This is a genomic window from Nocardioides sp. Iso805N (assembly GCF_000364605.1).
Classification (GTDB): Bacteria; Actinomycetota; Actinomycetes; order Propionibacteriales; family Nocardioidaceae; genus Nocardioides.
The window spans coordinates 249,363-272,361 of sequence record NZ_KB822578.1; the positions used below are offsets into that span (position 1 = coordinate 249,363).

Consider the following 22,999-nt stretch of genomic DNA (forward strand, 5'->3'; position numbering starts at 1 on the left):
CCGAGCCGCCCGGTGCTGATCTGATCGGTCGGGTGAGCCTGCGCGACGCCTACGCCGACCTGATCCTCGGGGCCGTCTGCCTGGGCTGTGGCACGGCCGGCCGGATGCTCTGCCCGCGGTGTGCCGCCGCTCTGCCGACGACCGCCTACGACACCCGGCCGGTCCCGTGCCCGTCCGGCCTGGCCCGGGCGGCGGCCACCGCTCCCTATGAGGGCCTCGTCAAGGCGATGGTCCTCGGGCTCAAGGAGCGGCAGCTGCTCGGGCTGAGCCGTCCTCTGGGTGACCTGCTGGCGCTGGCCGTCGGCCGGCTGATCGCGGGGACCGCGCCGGGATCGCCTGTGGTGCTGGTCCCCGTGCCGTCGCGGCGCAGCAGCGTGCGCGCCCGCGGCTTCGACAGCACCCGCGCGCTCGCCACCCGGGCGGCTCGCGTCCTCGAGGGCGATGAGGTTGGTCGGGCCGCGGCCGCTCGGCCGATTCCCGTGGTGCCGCTGCTGCGCACGCGTGTCGGTCTGCAGGACCAAGCGGGCCTGGATGCGAGCGGTCGGGCCGCCAACCTGGCCGGTGCCCTGACCTGCCCCGCGGGTGGGTTGCGTCGGCTCGCCCGCACGCACCCCGCTGCCCTCGTCGTACTGTGCGACGACGTGATCACCACCGGCGCTACCGCACGCGAGGCGCAGCGAGCGCTGGCTGATGTCGGTCTGCCGATCGTCGGGATCGCCGCGGTGGCGGCGACCGTTCGCAGGACTTTGCCGGTGCATCCGCGTGGAAAACTTTCGCCAGGCGTCCAAGGGAACTAACGTCTGTGTATGGAGTCCGTCCGGGTCCGTGGTTGCGTCGTTCAGGCGCCCGGTCTCCGGGTGCGCGAGCGACTAGCCGATGCCAGTCGCAGGCAAAGCGGTCCACGTAACCCCGGCAACGGGGGATCACGGTGCGGCTTAGACGTAAGTCCTGCCTCGTGGCCATCGTCAGATACGACGGCGTACGGGAGAAGGCCGGTAGTGGCAGAGAAGCTGCGGAAGCCTCAGCAGGCGATTGTGGGGTCGAAGACCAGGTCGGCCGGACGGACTCCTCTCCTCACCCAAACCGACATGACGTCGGGCTACAGGAGGTTCACATGGAAGTTGTCGTCACGGCTCGCAACTGCGAGATCACGGATCGCTACCGCGCACACGTCTCGGAGAAGCTGACCCGGTTGGAGAAGCACGACCATCGCATCATCAGGGTGCACGTCGAGGTCGATTGCGAACCCAATCCGCGTCAGCACAAGGGCGCTGTACACGTGGAGCTGACCGCTTTCTCCAAGGGCCCGGTGATCCGGGCCGAGGCATGCGCCGAGGACAAGATGGGTGCCCTCGACCTCGCACTGGACAAGATGGCCTCGCAGATGCGCAAGGCGGCCGACCGTCGCCGCGTCCATCGCGGCCGCCATGCGCCGGTATCCGTCGGGCAGGCGCTCGCCGATGTCCCGGTCGAGGAGACCGACGAGGTCGACGAGGACTCGCTGGAGCGCAAGGTCGGACCGATCTCGGTGCTCGGCGATGGTCCTTTGGTGGTGCGCGAGAAGGCGCACACGGCAGCGCCGATGACCTTGGATCAGGCGCTGTACGAGATGGAGCTGGTCGGCCACGACTTCTTCCTGTTCGTGGACAAGGAGACCGAGCGACCCTCGGTCGTCTACCGGCGCCGCGGCTACGACTACGGCGTCATCACCCTCGATCTGGCCGTGGAGGCCTAGCCCCAGGTTCGGACCTAGTCCGAACAGGTGGCATCGACGGCAACGGGGTGGTCCGGACGGACCACCCCGTTACCGTGTCCGAACCGGCCCGCTCGGGGGGTAGGTATGGCTGAGTCGTGCCATGATTCGGTTGTGCCCACCACCACCGCCCCGAATGCCGAGCCGGTACGGGTCCTCGTCGTCGACGATCAGGAGCTGTTCCGGCGCGGCCTGACCATGCTGCTCGGCGCGGAGCCCGGGATCGAGGTCGTCGGCGAGGCCGGCGACGGAGACGAGGGGACGGCGCTCGCCGAGTCGGTCGCGCCCGACGTCGTCCTGCTCGACATCCGGATGCCCAAGCGATCCGGCCTGGAGGCGTGCTCCACGATCAAGCAGGTCGTGCCGTCGGCCAAGATCATCATGCTCACCGTCTCCGACGAGGAGGCCGACCTCTACGAGGCGGTCAAGTCCGGTGCATCCGGCTACCTGCTCAAGGACTCCTCGATCGAGGAGGTCTCGCAGGCGGTTCGCGTCGTCGCCGACGGCCAGTCGCTGATCAGCCCCTCGATGGCGGTCAAGCTGATCGACGAGTTCAAGCAGATGTCGCGGCCTGAGCGTGAGAGCCCCGGCGGCCTGCGCCTGACCGAGCGTGAGCTCGAGGTGCTTCGGCTGGTCGCCCGGGGGTTGAACAACCGCGAGGTCGCCAAGCAGCTGTTCATCTCCGAGAACACGGTCAAGAACCACGTTCGCAACATCTTGGAGAAGCTCCAGCTGCACTCGCGGATGGAGGCCGTCATGTACGCCGTCCGGGAGAAGCTGCTCGACATCCCGTGAGCAGTCGAGAGGTCAGTTTCCGCGGGTTGAGTGTCCAGCGAGCTGGACATTCAACCCGCGGAAACTGACCTCTCGACCGTGTCTAAGGTGTCCTCCGTGGAGTCGCTCTCACTCGCCCAGGCACGCCGGATCGCCCTCGCGGCTCAGGGCTTCCTCGACCCTGCTCACGAAACGCCCACGATGCGCACGCTGCAGCGCACCGTCGAGCGCACCGGGGTGCTGCAAGTGGACAGCGTCAACGTGCTGCAGCGCGCCCACTACATGCCGCTCTACTCCCGGATGGGCAGCTACGACATCGACCTGCTGAGGCGGGCCTCGACCGGCCCCAAGCGCCGCCTGGTCGAGTACTGGGCGCACGTGCAGGCGTTCATGCCGGTCGAGCTGTGGCCGGTGATGCAGCATCGGATGCAGCACTACCGTGACCGCCGCGGCAAGTGGTCGATCGTCGAGGCCGAACCCGGCCTCGAGGAGAGCCTGGTCGAGGAGATCAAGGAGCGGGGCGCCTCCACGGCGCGCGAGCTCGACGCGGGCCTGCCGCGCGTCAAGGAGCACTGGGGGTGGAACTGGTCGAACGCCCGCCGGGTGCTGGACTGGCTCTACACCACCGGCGACCTGGCGATCGCCGGCCGCAACAGCCAGTTCGAGGTGCTCTACGACCTGCCTGAGCGCGTCATCCCGGCCGAGATCCTGGCCCGCCCGACGCCGACGCCCGACGAGGCGCACCGTGAGCTGGTCCGGCGGGCGGCGCGGTCCCACGGCGTCGCCACCGTCGCCGACCTGCGCGACTACTACCGGATGAGCGTCGCGGACACCGCTCGCGCGGTGGCGAGCCTGGTGGAGGATGGGGAGCTGGAGCCGGTGACCGTCGAGGGTTGGCGGCGCCCGGCGTACCTGCATCGCGATGCGCGCCTGCCCCGCCGAGTGCAGGCGCGGGCGCTGCTCAGCCCGTTCGACCCGGTGGTGTGGGAGCGGGCCCGCACCGAGGCCCTGTTCGACTTCCTCTACCGCATCGAGATCTACACGCCGGCCGCCAAGCGGGTGCACGGCTACTACGTGCTGCCGTTCCTGCTCGGCGACCGGATCGTGGGGCGGGTCGACCTCAAGGCGGACAGGCCTGCGCGTCGCCTGATCGTGAAGTCCGCGTACGCCGAGCCGGGCGCTCCGACCGAGACCGCCGAGCATCTTCGGGCCGAGCTGGAGCGGCTGTCGGGGTGGCTCGGGCTCGACGACATCGTCATCGAGCAGCGCGGAGACCTGACTCCGGCCCTCGTAGCATTGGCGCGCGGGTAGAGTGAGCGCGCTCATAGCTTCGTCCTGACACAAGGAGCCAGCCCTCGTGGCCATTCTCGACAAGATCCTCCGCATCGGCGAAGGAAAGATCCTGCGCCAGCTGGAAGTGGTCGCCAAGCAGGTCAACGCTCTCGAGCCCGAGTTCGAGAAGATGACCGACGAGGAGCTCCAGGCCATGACGGCGGAGTTCCGGGAGCGCTACGCCAACGGCGAGCGTCTCGACGACCTCATGCCGGAGGCGTTCGCAACCGTGCGCGAGGCCGCGCGTCGCGTCCTCGGCATGCGTCACTTCGACGTCCAGATCATGGGTGGCGCGGCGCTCCACCTCGGCAACATCGCCGAGATGAAGACCGGTGAGGGCAAGACCCTCGTCGCCACGCTTCCGGCGTACCTGAACGCCATCTCCGGCGAGGGCGTCCACGTCGTCACCGTGAACGACTACCTGGCGACCTACCAGTCCGAGCAGATGGGTCGTGTCTATCACTGGCTGGGCCTCACCGTCGGCGTGATCACGCCCGACCTGGACCCGCCGGCCCGACGCGAGGCCTACAACTGCGACATCACCTACGCCACCAACAACGAGCTCGGCTTCGACTACCTGCGCGACAACATGGCGGGGTCGATCGACGACCTCGTGCAGCGCGGACACTTCTTCGCCGTGGTCGACGAGGTCGACTCGATCCTGATCGACGAGGCGCGCACGCCGCTGATCATCAGTGGTCCCACCGAGGACGACGTGAAGTGGTATGACGAGTTCGCTCGGATCGCGGCCAACATGCAGATCGACCTGCACTACGAGGTCGACGAGAAGAAGCGCACCATCTCGGTGCTCGAGGACGGCATCACCATCGTCGAGGACGCGCTCGGCATCGAGAACCTCTACGACAGCGTGAACACCCCGCTGATCTCCTTCATGAACAACTCCATTAAGGCCAAGGAGCTGTTCCGCCGCGACAAGGAGTACGTCGTCCAGGACGGCGAGGTGCTGATCGTCGATGAGCACACCGGCCGCATCCTGTCCGGCCGTCGCTACAACGACGGCCTGCACCAGGCGATCGAGGCGAAGGAGGGGGTGGAGGTCAAGGAGGAGTACCAGACCCTCGCGACCATCACCCTGCAGAACTACTTCCGCATGTACGACAAGCTCTCCGGCATGACCGGTACCGCCATGACCGAGGCGAGCGAGTTCGACAAGATCTACGGCCTCGGCGTGGTCCCGATCCCGACCAACATGCCGGCCGCGCGCATCGATCAGGCCGACCTCGTCTACCGGACGGAGGAGGCCAAGTACGACGCCGTCGTCGAGGACATCGTCGAGCGGCACGCCAAGGGCCAGCCGGTGCTGGTCGGCACCGTGTCCGTGGAGAAGTCGGAGTATCTCGGTCACAAGCTGCGCCAGCGCGGCGTGGCGCACACGGTGCTCAACGCCAAGTTCCACGCGGACGAGGCCAAGATCGTCGCTCTCGCGGGGCACAAGGGCGCCGTCACCGTCGCCACCAACATGGCCGGCCGAGGCACCGACATCATGCTCGGTGGCTCGGTGGAGTTCCTCGCCGACCAAGAGCTGCGCAAGCGCGGCCTGGAGCCGGTCGGCGAGAACGCCGAGGCCTACCAGGAGGCATGGCAGGCGACCGTCGACTCCTTCAAGGAGCGCGTCGCCGCCGAGCACGAGGACGTCACCGACCTCGGTGGCCTCTACGTCATCGGCACCGAGCGGCACGAGTCCCGCCGCATCGACAACCAGCTGCGTGGTCGTTCGGGCCGCCAGGGCGACCCGGGCGAGTCGCGCTTCTACCTCTCGCTCCAGGACGAGCTCATGCGGCTGTTCAAGTCCGACTGGGTCGATCGCATCCTGGTGATGCTGAAGATTCCGGACGACGTACCGATCGAGAACAAGCGCGTCACCAACGCCATCGCCTCGGCGCAGGCGCAGGTGGAGTCGCAGAACTTCGAGTCCCGCAAGAACGTCCTCAAGTACGACGACGTGATGGACCGGCAGCGCAAGGTCATCTATGCCGAGCGCCGCGAGGTGCTGGCCGGCCGAGACATCGAGGAGCAGGTCCGCGCCTTCCTCGACGACACCGTCACCGGCATCGTCACAGGTGCGACCCAGGACTTCGCCGAGGAGTGGGATCTCGACCAGCTCTGGACCGACCTGCGCCAGATCTGGCCGGTCTCGTTCGGACCTGAGACCCTCATCGAGGAGGTCGGCGAGAAGGCCAACCTGGATCGCGACGAGATCATCGCCGCGCTCAAGGAGGACGCCCAGGCCGCCTATGACCGCCGCGAGGAACAGGTCGGCGAGGAGATCATGCGCGAGCTGGAGCGGCAGGTGCTGCTCTCGGTGCTCGACCGCAAGTGGCGTGAGCACCTCTACGAGATGGACTATCTCCGCGAGGGCATCTACCTGCGCGCCTACAGCCAGCGCGATCCTCTGGTCGAGTACCAGAAGGAGGGCTTCGAGATGTTCGCCACCATGATGGACGGCATCAAGGAGGAGTCCGTCGGGTTCCTGTTCAACCTCGAGGTCGAGGTCGAGGAGCACGGCGACCACCAGCACCTCACCATCACCGGTCTGCCGGACGGCGGCGGCGAGGACGACGAGCTGGAGGACGTGGACGACGAGGTCGAACACGACCACGCCACCGACGCCGAGGCCGAGGCCGAGGCGATGATGGCGCCGCAGTTCCGCGCCAAGGGCCTGGAGCGTCCGAACGCGCCGCAGCAGCTGAGCTACAGCGCTCCGGCCGAGGACGGCGCGGCCGCCGTCGTGACGCAGGGCCTGCCGAAGGTCGACCCCTACGCAGGCGTCGGTCGCAACGAGCAGTGCCCGTGTGGCTCGGGCAAGAAGTTCAAGCAGTGCCACGGAGCGGTCGGCCGCTGATCCGCAGACCACGAGGGCCCAGCCGATCGGATCGGCTGGGCCCTCGTGGCGTCTGGCGTCTCAGGCCCACTCCAGCGCGGTGCACACCCATCGGGTGTGTCGCGCCTCGAAGCGAGCCGCCAGCGCGCGGGACCTGGCGCCGTACCGGATGTGGATGCTGGCCTCGACGACGCCGGGCGTGATGAAGGACGACCTTGCACTGACGACCTTGGGCCGGACCGGTTGCACCCGCCCCTGTCCCGGCTGATGGTGGCCGGCACGGGCGACCAGGAGTGCGCGCCGCTCGAGCTCGGCATAGACCCCGGCGCTGGTCCAGCGAAGCAATTGCGTGACCGGGCGGTCGCCCCCGACGATCTCCACCGCTGCCTGGGCGAACCTGCTCACCCACCCGTCGAGCTCGTGGCGCTCGTGGCGCTCCGCGCGATCGATGGGTACGACGTCGGCCTCGTCGTCACCGCCGTTCTGCGTGGCTCTGGGCGACATGCCGGCCGTGTTTCTGCTGCCGTCTGCAGGATCGCCGGCGCCATAGGTCATCCAGGTGGTGCGCGGCAGCCCAGAGGGCGGCGCCTGCCGGGGTTGGAGGTCGAGCGCGAGCGTGCCCTGCACTTCCGCGATCGGCACGCGGCGGGGGAGTCGAACGACTCTGTCCGGCTCGGTCATCTCACTCACCAGCCTTGCGGTCGGGCGAGTCGCTGGCCCGGCTCGACGTGATCGGGATCGGCGCCGATCAGCTCGCTGTTGGCCGCGTAGAGGCGCCGCCAGGCGTGCTCGATGGTGGCATCGTCGGCGTCGCGTGGGAGTCGATCGGCGGTGAGCCGCCACAGCGAGTCGCCGGCGTGGACCACGATGGCGTCGGCGTCGGCGACATCAGGGACGGGCGCCCGCAGATGCATCGGCGCGCGCGCCTGGGCCGACGGAGCAGCGGTCACGGCGGGTTGCGGACCCAGATGCACCGGCCCGGGTGTTGCCAGGGCGGGCGTCGCCGCGCCGGCGGAGAGGGCCAGACCACAGGCGCCCAGAACAAGGCGTCGGTACGCCGTGGGGATGCCGCGGCGCTGCGGCTGCAATGGCTGCAATGGCTGCCCACTCGGCATGCGGATGGCCTCGGCGAGCACGAGGCTGGTGAGGAGCCAGGCCCAGCCGGCGCACCCGAGCAGCACGACGGCACTCCACTGGGCGAGCAGGGCCGCGAACTGTTGGCCGGGATCGAGATCGATCGTCCGGCCGAGGGAGACGAGCAGACCGAGCAGGGTGGCCGTGCTGGCGACCGCGAGTGCGGTCGCTCGAAGAGCGACGCTGCGCTGTGAAGTATTCATCCCGAGATTCCTTGCGTTTGCGTTGGTTTGCCTATCTGAACTCTCGTACGATCTGTTGTCAACAGGATGAGTTGAATTGTGGAAAGGCTAGGCTCCGGGGATGGTCACGCGGTGACGGCTGCTGCATCCTGAGGCAGTGGTCACTCCACTCACCGCGGACCGCTTCCACGCGTTCTCGGCGCAGCACTACGTGCTGATGCTGATCACCGCCGTGGGCGTGGTGGTGGCCATCTGGTGGGGTCGGAGCCACCGCGGCACATCTCAAGAAGTCATGGCGCGCCGCGGATTCGCATCCGTGGGTCTGCTGGTCACTGTGGGGATGCAGATCTACTGGCTCACTCCCGGCGTCAGGGACGTGCGCAACTCCTGGCCTCTCCAGCTCTCCGACCTTGCCGACTACACCGCCGCCTACGCGCTATGGACCAGAGGGCTGCGGACCTCGGCCTTCACCTACTACGTCGGTCTCTCGCTGACCCTGGCGGCGGTGATCACACCTGCCCTCACCCAGCCCTTCCCGGATCCGCGCTGGTTCGGGTTCTGGGCGCGCCACATCTTCGTCGTGTGGGCAGCGGTGTATCTCGTCTGGGGCCTCGGAATCCGGCCGACCTGGCGTCTCTACCGAACGACGGTGGTGGCGGTCCTCGGGTGGGCGGTGGTGGCCTACGTCTTCAACGTCGTCATGGGCACCAACTACGGATACCTGGTCGAGACTCCATCCACGTCCACCCCGCTTGATCTGCTCGGACCGTGGCCCTGGTACGTCCTCGGAGCGATGGCGATCCTGCTCACCTTGTGGGCTGTGGTCTTCACGCTGCCGTGGGAGCGGGCGCGTGCCCGCGCGGCCGCTACCGGTGCGGGCAGCCTTCCCCGGGTCTGACGGCGCAAGGACGACTGCACGAAGTGACTCACCGGCGGTGGTGGAGGAGCGTCGTGGTCCTGCGGCGGTAGCGGTAGTCGCCGTTGGCGAGTCTGATGGTTTCGTAGGTGGGGTCGTGGGCGCGTCGGTGGTGGTGGCCGCAGAGGAGGGCGGCGTTGGTCAGATCCGTCGGGCCTCCCAGACTCCAGGGATTTTCGTGGTGGGCGTCGCACCAGGTCGCGGGGACGGTGCAGCCCTCGGCGCGGCAGTGCCGGTCGCGGATCTTGAGGGCTTTGTGTTGGGCGGGTGAGAAGAGGCGTCGGGCTCGGCCGAGGTCGAGGGGTTCGGATCTTCCGCCCAGCACGTAGGGGATGATCGCGGCGGTGCAGGCCAGTCGCCGTGCTTCTCCGGCGGGGACGTTGGTGTCGCCGAGTTGGGCGGTGCCGAGCTCGCTGCGCAGCTGGTCCAGGGGGATGGTCACGATCACGGCGGTGGCGTCCCCGCCGTGGGCGGGGACGCCGTCGCCGTTCACGCATTCGAGGAGTTGGGCGAAGGCGTCGGCGAAGAGCCGGTTGCGGGGGCGCACTTTGCCGTCGGCTTCTAGGGCGGCGACCCGGGGCTGGGCGAACGCCTCGAGCAGGGTGCGGAGGCGTTCGCCGACGGCTTCGGGCACGAGCGCGTGGATGCGGGTCATGCCGTCGCCGTGGTCGCTGATCGTCAGGCTGGCTTTGGCGTGTGCGGCTTCTTCGAGTCGGTGGATGGCTTCTGCTTCTGCTGCCTCGGCGATCTCTGGGGCGACGACCTCGAGGAGGTGCGATGCGAGGTGGCGCAGGTCCTTGGGGCGGTGCTGGGTGGCGAGGTCGCACAGGTGTGCCTCGGCCCGGGCGACGACATCGGTGGGTAGGTCCTCGGGCAGCGCCGCGATTCCGCCGAGGATGACGCGGGCATGCTCCACGCCGAACCGACCGTCGGCCAAGGCGGCGCGTACCACCGGCCGCTGCTCCAGGCCGCGCGCCAGGGCCAGCGCAGCATGTGCCGGGCGGCTGTCGGCGACCTCTTGTGCGACCAGCCAGGACGCCACGTCACGCGCGCCGATCTCCTCAGCGACGTCCTGGCTGGCGGCCATCACCCGCAGCCGCAGCTCGGCGAGCTGTGCTTCCAGCCGTGTCAGTGCGAGCAGCGCGGCGGTTTTGTCGGTGGTGGAGAGGAAGATCGGATTCGCATCCGCAGCCTGACTCAGGGCGGCATCGATCGCGACCACTGTGGTCTGGATCTGATGCATGGTCACCACCCGTGAGAATCGCTTCGAACACGTATTCGAACGATATCAACTCAGATGAGGCCGCACAACCCTCTTTCGAGGACGCGGCACGCCAATTCTTCGCCGTACCTGATCACAAGCGTGGTGGCCCGACGCAACCGATACGAAGGCACCCAACCCGGCCAAGACACGTGACCACGCTGGGACTGGCCCACGTCTTTCGTTTGTCTCAGCCGCCCTGCCACCTGGGGGCGCCTCGACAGGCTCGGCGGGCGTTGCTCGACGTGCGCGGGGCGCCTCGACAAGCTCGGCGGGCGTGGCTCGGCGGCCGGGGCGCCTCAACCCGCCGAAGCTGACCCCTCAACCCGCCGAAGCTGACCCCTCAACCCGCAGAAACTGACCCCTCAACCCGCAGAAAGTGACGTCTCGAGCGTCAGGAACTGACGTCTCGACCCCGCAGACGGATCCGAGCGAACGGAAGGCCGAACGCCAGCGCTGTCGCCGCACCCAGCACCCAGCCGACGAGTACGTCGCTGAGCCAGTGTGCGCCTAGGTAGATCATGGCTGCCCCCACCACGGCGACGACGAGGCAGAGGGACGCTACGGCGATGCGGCGTACGGCTCGGGTGGGCCAGCGCAATGTCACCAGGAGTGCGATCGCGGCGCCGGCGGTCAGGGCCGCGATCGTGGAGGGCATCGATGTCCCCGTCGTCGTCACCAGCGCGAGATCGGCAGGTGGGCGAGGACGGTCTGCGAGTGCCTTGAACGCTGTGGCGACCGCGCTGGCGGTACCGCCCGCCACGATCGCGATCCACACCGCACCGACCTGGTCGATGGCGATGCCGAGCACGAAGATCACGACCAGGCCCAGCCCGAGTGCACGAGAGCCCCCGCCGGCCATGATCGTGCGGGCGACATCGGTGAGCGCATCGGTGCGATGCGACGCGATCCACTGGAGCAGTCGCAGGTCGAGGTCCACGTCCTTAGGCTGTCAGGTATGTCTTGGGAGGAGGAGCTCTTCGCGCTCTTCGACGATCTCGAGTCGCAAGCATCGGCTGCGTTCGCCGATGATCGCGCGGCCGAGATCGCCGACCGGAGTCGGGCCGAGTATCAGCAGGTCACGCTGGCCGCTCGCCTGATGGCGAGTGTCGGGAGCGAGCTGAGCGTCGGCGTGTACGGCGTCGGGCTGCTGCGAGGGACCTTGGAGCGTGTCGCGACCGGCTGGCTCCTGCTGCGCACCGGTCCGGAACGGGACTGGGTCATCCGGGAGGCTGCGATCACCGGCGTCGTCGGCGCATCCGAGCGCGCGGTGCCGGCGGTGGCCTGGGAGGCTGTGGCTCGACTGGGCCTCGGCAGCGCCCTGCGTCGCCTGGCGGAGGGCGGCGAGCGCTGCGTGCTGCACCTGCTCGACGGCACCCGCCACGAGGGCGAGCTGCGCAGGGTGGGTGCCGACTTCGTCGAGGTGTACGACGCCGGACGCCTTGCCCTCGTGGCGTTCGCTGCGCTGGCTGCGGTGCAGCGTCGCGACTGAGGCTGCCTAGCCCGGCGCGCGGCCGTGCGGCGTCACGTCGCGTCGAGGTCGTACGGCGGCAGCTCGCCGGCACCGAGCGGCGGCAGCTCGGGACCGGCCGCCGCCTCGGCGGCGTCGGCGGCGAGGACCGCCTCGCGGACCTGGCGCGCCACGAAGCGGCGCGGGTCGAGATCGGTGAGCTCGAGGTCGGCGTACTCCGGGCCGAGCTCGTCACGCAGCTCGTCGCGGACGGTGTTGGCGATCGCGCGGCCGCGGCGTACGAGTGCTGCGGCCTGACGGGCGAGCTCAGGAAGCTTGTCCGGGCCGAAGACCAGCACCGCCACGAAGGCGATCACCAGCAGCTCGGGGAAGCCGATCCCGAACATCGGCTCAGAACTTGTTCGAGGGAGTGAGGCCGAGCTGCAGGCCAGCAAGGCCCCGACCGCGGCCGGCGAGCCGGGTCGCGATATCGGTCAGGACGACGGCCGCCGTCGCCGTCGGGTCGGACTCGACGATCGGCTTGCCGACGTCGCCGCCCTCGCGCAGCGAGGTGTCCAGTGGGATCTGCCCGAGCAGCGGGACCGGTGTGCCGAAGCGCTGCGAGAGCGTGTCGGCGACCCGCGCGCCGCCACCGGAGCCAAAGATCTCGATGCGGTGCTCGTCACCGCAGTGCGGACAGGGCAGGTAGGACATGTTCTCGACCACGCCGACGACGCGCTGATGCATCATCTCCGCCATCGTGCCGGCCCGCTCGGCGACCTCCGCGGCAGCCTCCTGCGGGGTGGTCACCACGAGGATCTCAGCATTGGGCAGGTGCTGGCCGAGTGAGATGGCGATGTCGCCTGTGCCCGGCGGCAGGTCGAGGAGCAGCACGTCCAGGTCGCCCCAGTAGACATCGGCGAGCATCTGGCGCAGCGCGCGGTCGAGCATCGGGCCGCGCCAGGCGACGACCTGGTCGCGCCGAGGCTTGAGCATGCCGATGGAGATGACCGAGACACCGGAGGCGGTCGGGACGGGCATGATCAGGTCGTCGACCTGCGTCGGCCGCGAGTCGGCCACGCCGAGCATCGCCGGGATCGAATGGCCGTAGATATCGGCATCGACCAGGCCGACCTTGAGGCCCTGCGTCGCCATCGCGACGGCCAGGTTCACCGTGGTCGAGGACTTGCCCACGCCGCCCTTGCCGGAGGCGATCGCGAAGACCTTTGTCAGCGAGCCTGGCTGGGCGAAGGGGATCTCGCGCTGGGCCGCACCGCCGGTGAGAGAGTTGCGCATCTCGGTGCGCTGCTCATCGCTCATCACGCCCAGCTCGATCACCACGTCGGTGACGCCGGGCACCCTGGAGACGGCAGTGGTGACGTCACGGTTGATGGTGTCCTTGAGCGGGCAGCCGGCAACGGTGAGGAGCACCTTCGTGCTCACGACACCGGTATCGGAGACGTCGACCGACTCCACCATCCCGAGCTCGGTGATCGGGCGCTTGATCTCCGGGTCGTTCACGGTGGCCAGCGCAGCGTTGACCTGGTCGAGGAGGGTGCTCACGGTGACCAAGGGTACGGCGTAGCCCTCAGCGGGCCGCTATCCGGCCTCCTCCTCGGGCGGGCCTGCCTGCGAGCCGCGATCCTCCAGCTCGGCGAGCAGCGAGCGCAGCTCGGAGCGGATGTAGTCACGGGTCGCCACCTCACCCAGCGCCATCCGCAGCGAGGCGATCTCGCGGGCGAGGAACTCCATGTCCGCCTGCGCCTGGGTGTTGACCCGGCGGTCCTGCTCGGCGATCACACGGTCGCGAGCCTCCTGGCGGTTCTGTGCCAACAGGATCAGGGGCGCCGCGTAGGAGGCCTGCAGCGAGAGCATCAGGGTCAGCAGGATGAACGGGTAGGTGTCGAAGTGCAGCGACTTCGGTGTGGCGATGTTCCAGATCAGCCAGACGAAGACGAAGACCGTCATCCACAGCAGGAAGCGCGCCGTACCCATGAAGCGGGCGAACTCCTCGGCAAACTTCCCGAACGCGTCGGGGGAGAAGGTCGGGCGTCGCACGAGGGGGCGGCGGCGCACCTCGAGCGGCGTGTCGAGGCGGGTGCGTCGGGTCTCAGCCACGGCCGCCCTCCTTCGCACGCTCGCGCCAGTTCTCCGGCAGCAGGTGATCGAGTAGGTCATCGACGGTCACGGCGCCGACGAGGTGGCCGCCCTCGTCCACCACGGGGGCTGCCACCAGGTTGTAGGTCGCCATCACCGCGGCGACGTCGTCGAGCGTGCTCGTCGGGTGCAGGGGATCGAGGGCGTCGTCCAGCGCCCCCGCGACCAACGAGGAGGGCGGCTCGCGCAGCAGCCGCTGGATGTGCGCGATGCCCAGGTACTTCCCGGTGGGGGTCTCCAGCGGCGGACGGCAGACATAGACCACCGCGGCCTGGGCGGGGGTGAGCTCCGGGTTGCGCACATGGGCGAGAGCGTCGGCGACAGTGGCGTCGGGACCGAGGATCACCGGCTCCGGGGTCATCATCGCGCCGGCGGTGTTCTCGGCGTACGACATCAGCCGCCGGACGTCTTCGGCCTCTTCAGGCTCCATCAGCTCGAGCAGCGTCTCCGCGGTCTCGGGAGGCAGGTCGGCGATGAGGTCGGCCGCATCCTCGGGCGACATCTCCTCCAGGACGTCGGCGGCGCGCTCGGAGTCCAGCAGGGCGACGATCTCGACCTGGTCGTCCTCGGGCAGCTCCTCGAGCACCTCGGCCAGGCGCTCGTCGTCGAGCGCCGTCACCACCTGCAGGCGGCGCTCGAGCGGCAGCTCGTGGATCATCGCCGCCGCGTCGGCGGCCTTCATCTCCTGGATGGCCTGCAGCAGGTGGGTCGCACCCTGGGTGGGGGAGCGGTGCGCGAGACCTTCGACATCGCTCCAGTCGACGGCGTGCGTCTGCCCGCGGCGGCGCAGGCTGGCCGGGCCGATCTTCTTGGTGGAGGGCTCCTGCACGGCGACCCGGGAGAGCACCCAGTCTCGGTTGCGGGCCTGCTCCATGGCCACGTCGTACACGATGCCGGTGACGCCGCTGGAGCGGATGGTGACCTGCCGGTCGAGCATCTGACCGATCACCAGGGTCTCGGTGGAGCGCTGCTCGAAGCGTCGCATGTTGAGCAGCCCGGTGGTGTACACCTGGCCGCTGTCGATCCCTGTCACGCGCGTCATCGGGACGAAGATCCGTCGCCGGCCGAACACCTCGGCGACGAGACCCAGGACGCGCGGTTGGCTTCCTTCGCGACGCATCGAGACCACGAGGTCACGCACCTTGCCGACCTGATCGCCCTGGGGGTCGAAGATCGGCAGGCCGACCATGCGGGCGGCGTAGACGCGGACGGGGGTGGTGCTCACGGCGACACGCTACCGGCCACCGGCCGTCGGGGGTGCCCCGGGCGGCCCGCGTCGGACGGCGCGTCGTACGTCACGAGCTGCGGGCGGCTGCTCCGGCGATCGGCTGAAGCGCGGGGTCGTGCGGGAGCGCGGTCACGGGAGCGTGGAAGACGTTGAGGTCGCGGCCGCTGTCGAAGATGCTGCCGGGAACCGCAGGCAGGCCCAGGGCGGAGGTCGCCAGGTCGGCGACCGCAGCGTTCCGGACCGGCTGGCCGACCGTCAGGCCAGGGTTGGCAGAGCCGGGACTCAACGTCGCCGGGTTCAGCGCGTAGAGGTCCTGGCCGGCGGCCACACCGTGACCCCAGACGATGAACGGCACCCGGAAGTTGGCCGTCTTCGTGCCGCCCGTGGAATGGCCCTTCCCGCCGGCGCTGGAGGTCACCACGACCAGGGTGTTGGTGGCCGTCGCCCGATTCGCCTGGATGGCGTGCACGATCGCGGCGATCCGGTGGTCGAGGGTCCTGACCGCCTTCTTGTACTTCTTGGTGCTCCACCCGCTGCGCTGGCCTGCGTGCACCGCACCCGTCAGCTGCACCAGCGAGAAAGCCTTGAGGTGGGCGATGTGCTTGCGGAAGGAGGCGGTCACCGACTTGTCGGAGGTGGAGATCACCGACTTGCTGATCTTGTTCCTGCCGTTGCTGGCGCCGATCCGGTCGGCCGCGCCGTGCGCCTTGGACCAGGACCGCTTGACCAGCTTGGCCACGGGGTCGCTGGAGTAGAGCGCGGTGCTCCGCCCGAAGTCGTGCACCACGTCGTAGACCGAGGAGACGTAGCCCTTGGCATGCGAGGCGACGGTCTTGCCGTCGTCGCCGGAGCCCTTCACGCCGTGTCCGCCGCCGCCCTTCTTCAAGACCTTGCGGCCGGTCAGGATGCCGATCGTGTTGGGCAGCAGCTTGGTGCTGTCCGGCTCGGTGCGCGCCGACAAGGTCGAGGTCCCGCCGCGGCGCATGGCGTTGAGATATGGCGCGTAGCGGCCTCCAGACGCCGTCAGCGCACTGGAGGTCAGCCCCTCGGCGTCGATCGCGACCACGTGGGTGATGCCTGGCCGAGGGGCCGCTGTCGCCTTGACCGTGGCGTCGGCCCAGTAGAGCGGGTGATCACTGGCCACGGCGACGACCGCGTCCTTGACCCGGGTGGCGCCGCTGAAGGCGACGTCGGGCGTCCCGACGATCCAATCGATCGGCTTGTACGTCGTCTTGCCGCTCACGAACGTCGGTGGCGTGCACTGATCGGCTGGTGAGAACGCGTGCGTTCCGCCGTACGCCGCGTGCACCGGCGCCGCGGCGGTGACAGGGCAGTAGAAGTTGTTCGAGTCGTTCATGTCGCCGGTGAGGAGCACCGGGATGTTCGGGTGCGTGGAGCGCAGCCGAGTGATCAGCGCGGCCTCGATCGCCACCGCCTTGTTGCGCCACGCCAGCGCGTTGCCGCGCACGTCGGCCGGGTTGTGCGTGTTCATCACGTACACCTCCTGGCCGGTGTGGATGTTCTGCAGCAGCACGAGCGGGCGACGGGAGTACTTGCCGTAGAAGTACGGCACCGTGAACGTCGTCGCCGACATCAGCCGCCAGGTGTCGTTGCGCCAGGCGATGTTGTTCGCCACCACCAGCTGGTCGGTGTCGTCGCCGGGATAGGTGCCGTAGGTGCTCCCGGTGAGGTGCTTGAACGCGGCGTACTGCACGCGCTCCATCTCCTGGAAGCCGATGATCGAGGGCCGGCCCTCGTTGATGGCCTGCACGGTCTGCGTCATCCGCTTGGTGCCCGACGGTCGGGTCGACTCGTCACCGTGCGTGGTGGTGTGGCTGTTGCCGAGCACGTTGAAGGTGGCGATGCGGAAGCTGGTGCTGCCAGCGGGTGTGCTCACCTGGTCGGTCGAGGCTGCCCCGACGGCGATCGCATCGTTGGCGGAGGCACTCGAGGTGCCGACGAGAAGGCCGGTGCCGAGCGTCGCCGCCACGACGCCCGCGAGGACGGATGCTCCGAGACGCATGGGAGCGAGGGTACGTCGTCGGCAAGCGACGCCAGTGCCGATTCCGCTGTGGCACTGCTGTGAGTCTCCCCGGGCGCGAGTCCGCGACGCAGGCACGGGCATGGTCCAATGGGGCCCCGGAAGACAGCCTGTGAAGAGGGGATCGGATGACGCCGCGACGTCCTCGTCCGTTGGACGCCGTGCTGATCGGTGCACTGGTCCTGATCGTGGCCGCAGTGGTCTTCCTGCAACTCCACCTCGGCGGCGACAAGACGTCGGCCACCTCGTCGCCGACCGCCACGCCGAGTTATCTGCAGACCTCCTCGGTGGGCAGCGCGGCCGCCTCGCCCTCCGGTGTGCCCAGCTCCACCCCGGTGCCGTCCACGAGCCCCGGCGCTTCGGGAGCGCCCAGCACCACCGTCGCCCCCGGTACGAATGCCCCGGGCCCCGGCGCGCTGGCGTCCTCGCTGGCCGCCCAGGCCCAGTCGCTGGCCGCGCAGCAGCCGGCCACCTTCCGGGTGGCCACCCTCAACGTGCTCGGCTCCTCGCACACCGGTGGTCATGGTGACGAGGCCAGCCGGCCGTCCGGGGTGTGGCGGATGGCGCGCTCGGTCTCGGTGCTGAGTCAGCACGACGTCCAGGTGGTGGGGCTGCAGGAGTTCGAGACCATCCAGGCGCAGACCTTCCTCGACCAGACCCACGGCGCCTGGCAGATCTACCCGGGCGTCTCAGGTGACACCCGAGACGCGATCGCGTGGCGCACCGACACCTTCGAGGTGGTGCAGGAGCAGGTCGTCCAGATCCCCTACTTCAATGGATCGAACGTCGACATGCCGGTCGTGCTGCTGCGTGACCGCAAGACCGGCAAGCAGGTCTACTTCTTCAACGTGCACAACTCGGCGGACACCTACAAGTACCACCACCAGCAGGGCAACCGCACCAGCGCTATGTCGCGGGAGGTGCAGCTGATCAAGCAGATGCACGGTTACAAGATCCCGGTGATCTTCACCGGTGACCTCAACGAGCGCGCCGACGCCTACTGCCTGCTCACTGCCGACGCGCCGCTGCACGCAGCGTACGGCGGTGGCAACGCGGCCACCGGCTGTCAGGCGCCCTCGATCGGCGGCAGCGTGCCGATCGACTGGATCTTCGGCACCCCGGACGTGACGTTCTCCGACCCGGTGATGGACCACTCCAGCCTCGTCCGTGCCGCGACCGACCACCCGTTCTACGCCGCCACCGTGACGCTGCGTTGAGCCTGCTCTCCGCCACTGCCGCCCGCGCCGCCTGACTCGCCCGCTCGCCTAGACTCCTCCCCATGCCGGTCACTGACGTCCGAGTGGACGACGAGGGCATCTATGCCCGCTCCGCTCGTGAGGTCATCCTCGACGTGTGCTTCGACGGGCGACGGATCTGGTCGTTCTGGTTGCAGCGCGACGGCGCCGTCCGCGACGGTGGCCACCTGGTCGCCTGGCCGGAGTCGCTGCGCGCCTACCTGGACGGCACCACCCGCCTGAGCCTCAACGAGCACGGCCAGGAGCGGGCGCTGTACGACGTCGACGTCCGCCTCGGCGCAGGCGAGGGACGGATCGCGGTGGTCGACAAGCAGGGCAACCCGCTGGCCCTGGACAAGGACAACCGCCGGGTCAAGACCTTCGCGGGTCGCAGCGCCGAGCACGTCCGCCCACTCATGGACGCGATCGAGGAGGTGCTGGCCGCTCTCGGCAAGGTCGGCATCGAGGGCTTCCTCGCCTATGGCACCCTGCTGGGCGCGGTGCGTGGCGGACGGCTGATCGGACATGACTCCGACGCCGACCTCGGCTACGTCTCGACCCATACCGAGCCGGCGGACGTGGTGCTCGAGTCGTTCCGGATCCAGCGCGACCTGGCCTCGCTGGGCTACCGGATCACCCGCTACTCCGGTGCGGCGTTCAAGATCCTGGTGCCGGAGAGCGACGGCAGCCTGCGCGGCCTCGACGTCTTCGGCGGCTTCCTGCGTGAGGGTCACCTGCACCTGATGGGGGAGATCCGCGCCCCCTTCGAGCGGGAGTGGGTCTTCCCCCTCGGCACCGCGACGCTGGAGGGCCGCGAGTTCCCCGTGCCTGCCGACACCGGTCGGTTCCTCTCGGTCACCTACGGTCCGCACTGGCGCACCCCGGATCCGGCGTTCAAGTTCGAGACGCCCCGCTCGACCACCCGTCGCCTCTCGGGTTGGTTCCGCGGCATCCGCACCAGCCGCAAGGAGTGGGACCGGGCCTACGCCCAGCGCGGCTACGGCCGCGGCAAGGGGCCCTCGGCGCTGCTGCGGCGCATCCACGGTCGCGAGGAGCCGCCCGCGTCGTACGTCGATGTCGGGTGCGGGCGCGGGCGCGACGTCTCGGCCGTCACCGAGTGGTACGCCGTGCCGAGCCTCGGCCTGGACGTGCAGCCGAACGCGCCCCGCGTGCAAGCCGAGCGCCAGGCCGGCAACGAGGACGTGCGGTTCTGGACGTTCAACCTGCTCGAGCACCGCCATCACGGTGCGGTCGCGGCGTACGCGGGGTGTGCGCTGCCCGCTCCCCGGCTGGTCACGGCCCGCCACCTGGTCGATGCGATCGCGCCCGATGGGTTGCCGGTCGAGCGGCTCGCCGAGCTCGGGCGAACCCTGCTGGTCGACGGCGCCGGACGCCTCCACCTGGAGTTCCTGGTTCGGTGGGGCAACGACGGCTACGGCGAGGAGCTGCACCTGGCCGCGGCCCTCGATCCCGACGCCGTGTCGGCGACGCTGGAGCTTGCCGGCGCTCGCATCCTCGGGCGCGAGCTGCATCCGGTCTCCGAGGACCCGGGCGCATCGATCACCTGTCACCTGGTCGCGGACTGGCCCGCGCGCACTGCTGGAGGTAACTGAGTTGAGCATCAAGGACCGGCTGAGCCGAGGCGCCGCACCGACCGCGGAGCTGGAGCGGCGCGTGGCCGAGCTCGAGGCCGAGGTGCAGGAGTGCCGCAACGTCAACCTGCGGGTGGCGGAGCTGACCGACCTGGTCACCCAGCTGCTGGTGCCGCTGGCCTCAGGCGACCAGGAGCGCGTCCGAGAGCTGGTTGAGCGCTACCACGCCTCACTCTGACGGTTGAGAGGTCACTTTCCGCGCGTCGAGTGGTCAGCGAACCCGGACACTCAACCCGCGGAAAGTGACCTCTCGGTGCGCGGGCACCACCACAGCTTCTTGCCGCCGACGGTGCGGGTGACGCAGGCCTTCTGGTCGGTGCGGGCGGCGACCGTGACGGCGGTGCGGATCATCTCGTGGTCGCTGACCTCGCGGTCGCGGGTGCTCCAGTCGGCCACGTGACCGCTGAACGAGACGTCGTGGGTGCCGAAGACCCAGTCGACGGTGGGATAGGGCTTCATCGGCACCGTGCAGCTCCCATCGGAGATCTGTGCGCCGTCGGAGGCATGCACGTCGGCCTGCGTCATCATCGGGCAGGCCGCCTCCTGCCGGTCGTTGAAGTCGCCGGTCTGGATCACCGGCGTGCCGTCGGCCGAGAGCTTCTTGACCAGCGCCGCCTCGATCTGGACCGCCGCGTCGCGCTTGCCCTGTGCGTTCCCGTGGTCGTCGGAGGGATTGTGGTAGTTCGCGAACCACACCAGCCTGCCGGTCCGCTTGTTGCGCAGCAGCACGTGCGGCATCCGCACCGGCGGCCCGTAGTAGGGGATGGCGGTCAGGTCGGCCTCGACCAGCGTCCAGTCGGCCGTGCGCCAGGCGATGGAGTTGTCTGAGGGCGTCCCGCCGACCGACGTACCGGGATAGACCGCGTACTGCGGCGCCACACTGGCGAAGGCGTGCGACTGCGGCGCCTCCAGCTCCTGCATGCCGACCACGCTGATGTCGTAGCTGCGCAGCAGACCGGCCACCCTGCCGATCCGTGAGGTCCCGGTGGGCCAGCGCGGGTGGGCGCTCTTCTTGGTCGAGGTGTGCATGGCGCCGAGGACGTTGAAGGAGGAGACCTTGAAGTCGGTCTCCTGTGTCGCGCCCTTGCCGACCCGCTCCAGGCCGCGCCTGGCGTACTTCGCGTCGAGCTCGGCCGCGGTGGGCACGTGTCGCGCAAGGCGCACGCCGGGCACCACTGTCGCCGCTGCCGCGACGGCGACATTCCCGGCCCGGTCGGGATGATCGGTGCTGGAGTGGCTGGCGGCGGTGGTGAACATGCCGCTGACCGGGCCGCCCGCGGTCAGGTCCACCACCAGTCCGGCGGCGACGGCGATCCCGATCAGGCCGGCGACGGTCGGCAGAAGGCGGACCCGTCGAGGCGGCCGGGTGGCGCGGTGGCCGCGATGGCTGCCCACGTCGTCTCCCGTCCCTTGTGCCTCGGTCGTGCTCGCCCCCGAACCGCGATGCTAGCCAGAGTCCCAAGCACAGCGAAATGAATCACACTGGGTATCGCAACGAAGTGGTGCTCGACATACTGATCGGCGCACAGGTTACTCGTGCGTTAACTAAGTCGTCGCTGAAGGGAAGTGCTCGATGGGCCGCCTTGCTCAGACCGAAGGTCTCACCGATATCCAGGAGGAGATCCTCAAGACCGTCCACGACTTCACCGAGGCGCGGATCATCCCGGTCGCCCAGGAGCTCGAGCACTCCGACACCTATCCCGCCGAGATCGTCGAGGGGCTCAAGGAGCTCGGTGTCTTCGGGATCATGATCCCCGAGGAGTACGGCGGCCTGGGCGAGTCGCTGCTGACCTACGCGCTGTGCGTGGAGGAGATCGCCCGCGGCTGGATGAGCGTGAGCGGTGTGATCAACACCCACTTCATCGTGGCCCACATGCTGATGAACCACGGCACCGAGGAGCAGAAGCAGAAGTACCTGCCCCGGATGGCCACCGGCGAGGTCCGCGGCGCGTTCTCGATGTCCGAGCCGGGGCTGGGCTCGGACGTCTCCGCGGTCTCGACGAAGGCGGTCAAGCAGGACGACGGCAGCTACGAGATCACCGGCAACAAGATGTGGCTGACCAACGGCGGCACCTCGACGCTGGTCGCCGTACTGACCAAGACAGACGAGGGCGCGGAGTCCGTCTATCGCAACATGACGACCTTCCTGGTGGAGAAGACGCCCGGCTTCGGCGAGGTCGAGCAGGGCATCACCGTGCCCGGCAAGATCGACAAGATGGGCTACAAGGGCATCGACACCACCGAGATGGTCTTCGACCACCACAAGATCGCCGCCGAGCAGATCCTCGGTGGTGAGCCGGGCAAGGGCTTCTTCCAGATGATGGATGGCGTCGAGGTGGGCCGGGTCAACGTCGCCGCGCGTGCGTGTGGCCTGGCGATCCGTGGCTTCGAGCTCGGCATCGCCTACGCGCAGCAGCGGCACACCTTCGGCAAGGCGATCGCCGAGCACCAGGCGATCCTGTTCCGGCTCGCGGAGATGGCCACCAAGGTCGAGACCGCGCACGCGATGATGGTCCGCGCCGCACGGCTCAAGGACACCGGCGAGCGGGTCGACGTCGATGCCGGCATGGCCAAGATGCTGGCCTCGGAGTACGCCAACGAGGTCGTCGAGGACTCCTTCCGGATCCACGGCGGCTACGGCTACTCCAAGGAGTACGAGATCGAGCGCCTGATGCGTGAGGTCAAGTTCATGCTGATCGGCGAGGGCACCTCCGACATCCAGAAGATGATCATCGGACGCCAGCTGCTCAAGGAGTACAAGGCCTGATCGGGGTCTGATCGCGGCCGGGGCCCGTCCCGGGTCGACCTGGCGTGGGCCGGGATGCAAGGGTGGAAGCCCGGCATCCCGGCCGACGTATCTTCGGAGGAACCCCCATGACCAACGACGACCTGAAGGCGAAGATGCGCGAGGCGCTGGAGAAGAAGAAGGGCGCCCAGCACGGATCCGCCGACTCGGCAGGGTCGAAGGAGAAGGCACACGGCTCCGAGGTGGTCGGCGGCGGCCCGAAGCTGCACCGCCGCAAGTCCGGCTGACCGCCCGCC

Annotated in this window: 22 protein-coding genes; 12 read left to right on the forward strand and 10 right to left on the reverse strand. The window is 69.0% G+C overall.

What is annotated here, in order from left to right; genetic code table 11:
- The first annotated feature begins 32 nt into the window (after positions 1 to 32).
- The 5 genes from H036_RS0111005 to secA all read left to right on the forward strand — a co-directional run bounded on the left by H036_RS0111005 (position 33) and on the right by secA (position 6,722).
- A complete protein-coding gene (locus H036_RS0111005) occupies positions 33 to 797 on the forward strand; it encodes a ComF family protein (RefSeq protein WP_232421848.1) in 765 nt (254 codons plus the stop codon).
- A gap of 317 nt (positions 798 to 1,114) precedes the next feature.
- Complete coding sequence (gene hpf, locus H036_RS0111010) at positions 1,115 to 1,735, forward strand: ribosome hibernation-promoting factor, HPF/YfiA family (RefSeq protein ID WP_017934841.1); 621 nt, start codon at positions 1,115 to 1,117, stop codon at positions 1,733 to 1,735.
- 132 nt (positions 1,736 to 1,867) lie between these two features.
- Positions 1,868 to 2,548, forward strand: a complete 681-nt coding sequence (locus tag H036_RS0111015; protein ID WP_017934842.1) for a response regulator — start codon at positions 1,868 to 1,870, stop codon at positions 2,546 to 2,548.
- A 96-nt stretch (positions 2,549 to 2,644) separates the two neighbouring features.
- Positions 2,645 to 3,838 (forward strand): winged helix-turn-helix domain-containing protein, encoded by a 1,194-nt coding sequence (locus H036_RS0111020; protein ID WP_017934843.1) that lies wholly within the window; start codon positions 2,645 to 2,647, stop codon positions 3,836 to 3,838.
- 46 nt (positions 3,839 to 3,884) lie between these two features.
- Positions 3,885 to 6,722 (forward strand): preprotein translocase subunit SecA, encoded by a 2,838-nt coding sequence (gene secA, locus H036_RS0111025; protein ID WP_017934844.1) that lies wholly within the window; start codon positions 3,885 to 3,887, stop codon positions 6,720 to 6,722.
- Positions 6,723 to 6,782: 60 nt separating this feature from the next.
- Here the strand turns inward: secA and H036_RS24410 are convergent, their stop codons facing one another.
- On the reverse strand, positions 6,783 to 7,343 hold the full coding sequence (locus H036_RS24410) for an Rv3235 family protein (protein ID WP_051068662.1): 561 nt from the start codon (positions 7,341 to 7,343) through the stop codon (positions 6,783 to 6,785).
- A gap of 44 nt (positions 7,344 to 7,387) precedes the next feature.
- Positions 7,388 to 8,038: a hypothetical protein gene (locus tag H036_RS0111035; RefSeq protein WP_026145956.1), complete on the reverse strand. Its 651-nt coding sequence runs from the start codon at positions 8,036 to 8,038 to the stop codon at positions 7,388 to 7,390.
- 136 nt (positions 8,039 to 8,174) lie between these two features.
- Between H036_RS0111035 and H036_RS0111040 the strand changes: the two genes are divergently transcribed.
- A complete protein-coding gene (locus H036_RS0111040) occupies positions 8,175 to 8,915 on the forward strand; it encodes a YwaF family protein (RefSeq protein WP_017934845.1) in 741 nt (246 codons plus the stop codon).
- 28 nt (positions 8,916 to 8,943) lie between these two features.
- Here the strand turns inward: H036_RS0111040 and H036_RS24415 are convergent, their stop codons facing one another.
- Together H036_RS24415 and H036_RS22585 are read right to left on the reverse strand one after the other, a co-directional pair.
- Positions 8,944 to 10,176, reverse strand: coding sequence for an HNH endonuclease signature motif containing protein (locus H036_RS24415; RefSeq protein ID WP_232421849.1), 1,233 nt, complete (start codon positions 10,174 to 10,176; stop codon positions 8,944 to 8,946).
- Between the two features lie 412 nt (positions 10,177 to 10,588).
- Positions 10,589 to 11,134: a phosphatase PAP2 family protein gene (locus H036_RS22585; protein ID WP_017934847.1), complete on the reverse strand. Its 546-nt coding sequence runs from the start codon at positions 11,132 to 11,134 to the stop codon at positions 10,589 to 10,591.
- Between the two features lie 18 nt (positions 11,135 to 11,152).
- Between H036_RS22585 and H036_RS0111055 the strand changes: the two genes are divergently transcribed.
- A complete protein-coding gene (locus H036_RS0111055) occupies positions 11,153 to 11,686 on the forward strand; it encodes a hypothetical protein (RefSeq protein WP_017934848.1) in 534 nt (177 codons plus the stop codon).
- Positions 11,687 to 11,718: 32 nt separating this feature from the next.
- Here H036_RS0111055 and H036_RS0111060 read toward each other — a convergent pair whose 3' ends face one another.
- The 5 genes from H036_RS0111060 to H036_RS0111080 form a co-directional block, all read right to left on the reverse strand.
- A complete protein-coding gene (locus H036_RS0111060) occupies positions 11,719 to 12,051 on the reverse strand; it encodes a sec-independent translocase (RefSeq protein ID WP_017934849.1) in 333 nt (110 codons plus the stop codon).
- 4 nt (positions 12,052 to 12,055) lie between these two features.
- On the reverse strand, positions 12,056 to 13,216 hold the full coding sequence (locus H036_RS0111065) for a P-loop NTPase (protein ID WP_017934850.1): 1,161 nt from the start codon (positions 13,214 to 13,216) through the stop codon (positions 12,056 to 12,058).
- Positions 13,217 to 13,243: 27 nt separating this feature from the next.
- Positions 13,244 to 13,762 carry a DUF1003 domain-containing protein gene (locus tag H036_RS0111070; protein ID WP_017934851.1) on the reverse strand — a complete coding sequence of 173 codons (519 nt, stop codon included), beginning with the start codon at positions 13,760 to 13,762 and terminating at the stop codon, positions 13,244 to 13,246.
- Positions 13,755 to 15,026 (reverse strand): magnesium transporter MgtE N-terminal domain-containing protein, encoded by a 1,272-nt coding sequence (locus H036_RS0111075; protein ID WP_017934852.1) that lies wholly within the window; start codon positions 15,024 to 15,026, stop codon positions 13,755 to 13,757. Before H036_RS0111075 ends, H036_RS0111070 begins: the two co-directional genes overlap by 8 nt.
- Before the next feature lie 70 nt (positions 15,027 to 15,096).
- A complete protein-coding gene (locus H036_RS0111080; RefSeq protein WP_017934853.1) occupies positions 15,097 to 17,052 on the reverse strand; it encodes an endonuclease/exonuclease/phosphatase family protein in 1,956 nt (651 codons plus the stop codon).
- A gap of 146 nt (positions 17,053 to 17,198) precedes the next feature.
- Between H036_RS0111080 and H036_RS0111085 the strand changes: the two genes are divergently transcribed.
- The 3 genes from H036_RS0111085 to H036_RS0111095 all read left to right on the forward strand — a co-directional run bounded on the left by H036_RS0111085 (position 17,199) and on the right by H036_RS0111095 (position 20,135).
- Positions 17,199 to 18,287: an endonuclease/exonuclease/phosphatase family protein gene (locus H036_RS0111085; RefSeq protein ID WP_157417266.1), complete on the forward strand. Its 1,089-nt coding sequence runs from the start codon at positions 17,199 to 17,201 to the stop codon at positions 18,285 to 18,287.
- A 62-nt stretch (positions 18,288 to 18,349) separates the two neighbouring features.
- Positions 18,350 to 19,918, forward strand: a complete 1,569-nt coding sequence (locus tag H036_RS0111090; RefSeq protein ID WP_017934855.1) for a hypothetical protein — start codon at positions 18,350 to 18,352, stop codon at positions 19,916 to 19,918.
- A gap of 1 nt (position 19,919) precedes the next feature.
- A complete protein-coding gene (locus H036_RS0111095; RefSeq protein WP_017934856.1) occupies positions 19,920 to 20,135 on the forward strand; it encodes a DUF6752 domain-containing protein in 216 nt (71 codons plus the stop codon).
- 50 nt (positions 20,136 to 20,185) lie between these two features.
- Here H036_RS0111095 and H036_RS0111100 read toward each other — a convergent pair whose 3' ends face one another.
- Positions 20,186 to 21,352, reverse strand: coding sequence for an endonuclease/exonuclease/phosphatase family protein (locus H036_RS0111100; RefSeq protein ID WP_017934857.1), 1,167 nt, complete (start codon positions 21,350 to 21,352; stop codon positions 20,186 to 20,188).
- A gap of 178 nt (positions 21,353 to 21,530) precedes the next feature.
- Here H036_RS0111100 and H036_RS0111105 point away from each other — a divergent pair, with 178 nt between their 5' ends.
- Together H036_RS0111105 and H036_RS25695 are read left to right on the forward strand one after the other, a co-directional pair.
- Positions 21,531 to 22,724: an acyl-CoA dehydrogenase family protein gene (locus tag H036_RS0111105; protein ID WP_017934858.1), complete on the forward strand. Its 1,194-nt coding sequence runs from the start codon at positions 21,531 to 21,533 to the stop codon at positions 22,722 to 22,724.
- Between the two features lie 107 nt (positions 22,725 to 22,831).
- On the forward strand, positions 22,832 to 22,990 hold the full coding sequence (locus H036_RS25695) for a DUF5302 domain-containing protein (RefSeq protein ID WP_017934859.1): 159 nt from the start codon (positions 22,832 to 22,834) through the stop codon (positions 22,988 to 22,990).
- Positions 22,991 to 22,999: the final 9 nt, after the last annotated feature.

Excerpts from the sequence above, each read along its gene's own strand:
- hpf (WP_017934841.1), top strand. The coding sequence starts at position 1,115 with ATGGAAGTTGTCGTCACGGCTCGCAACTGCGAGATCACGGATCGCTAC.
- H036_RS0111035 (WP_026145956.1), bottom strand. The coding sequence starts at position 8,038 with ATGAATACTTCACAGCGCAGCGTCGCTCTTCGAGCGACCGCACTCGCG.
- H036_RS24415 (WP_232421849.1), bottom strand. The coding sequence starts at position 10,176 with ATGCATCAGATCCAGACCACAGTGGTCGCGATCGATGCCGCCCTGAGT.
- H036_RS0111055 (WP_017934848.1), top strand. The coding sequence starts at position 11,153 with ATGTCTTGGGAGGAGGAGCTCTTCGCGCTCTTCGACGATCTCGAGTCG.
- H036_RS0111060 (WP_017934849.1), bottom strand. The coding sequence starts at position 12,051 with ATGTTCGGGATCGGCTTCCCCGAGCTGCTGGTGATCGCCTTCGTGGCG.
- H036_RS0111080 (WP_017934853.1), bottom strand. The coding sequence starts at position 17,052 with ATGCGTCTCGGAGCATCCGTCCTCGCGGGCGTCGTGGCGGCGACGCTC.
- H036_RS0111085 (WP_157417266.1), top strand. The coding sequence starts at position 17,199 with ATGACGCCGCGACGTCCTCGTCCGTTGGACGCCGTGCTGATCGGTGCA.
- H036_RS0111090 (WP_017934855.1), top strand. The coding sequence starts at position 18,350 with ATGCCGGTCACTGACGTCCGAGTGGACGACGAGGGCATCTATGCCCGC.
- H036_RS0111105 (WP_017934858.1), top strand. The coding sequence starts at position 21,531 with ATGGGCCGCCTTGCTCAGACCGAAGGTCTCACCGATATCCAGGAGGAG.
- H036_RS25695 (WP_017934859.1), top strand. The coding sequence starts at position 22,832 with ATGACCAACGACGACCTGAAGGCGAAGATGCGCGAGGCGCTGGAGAAG.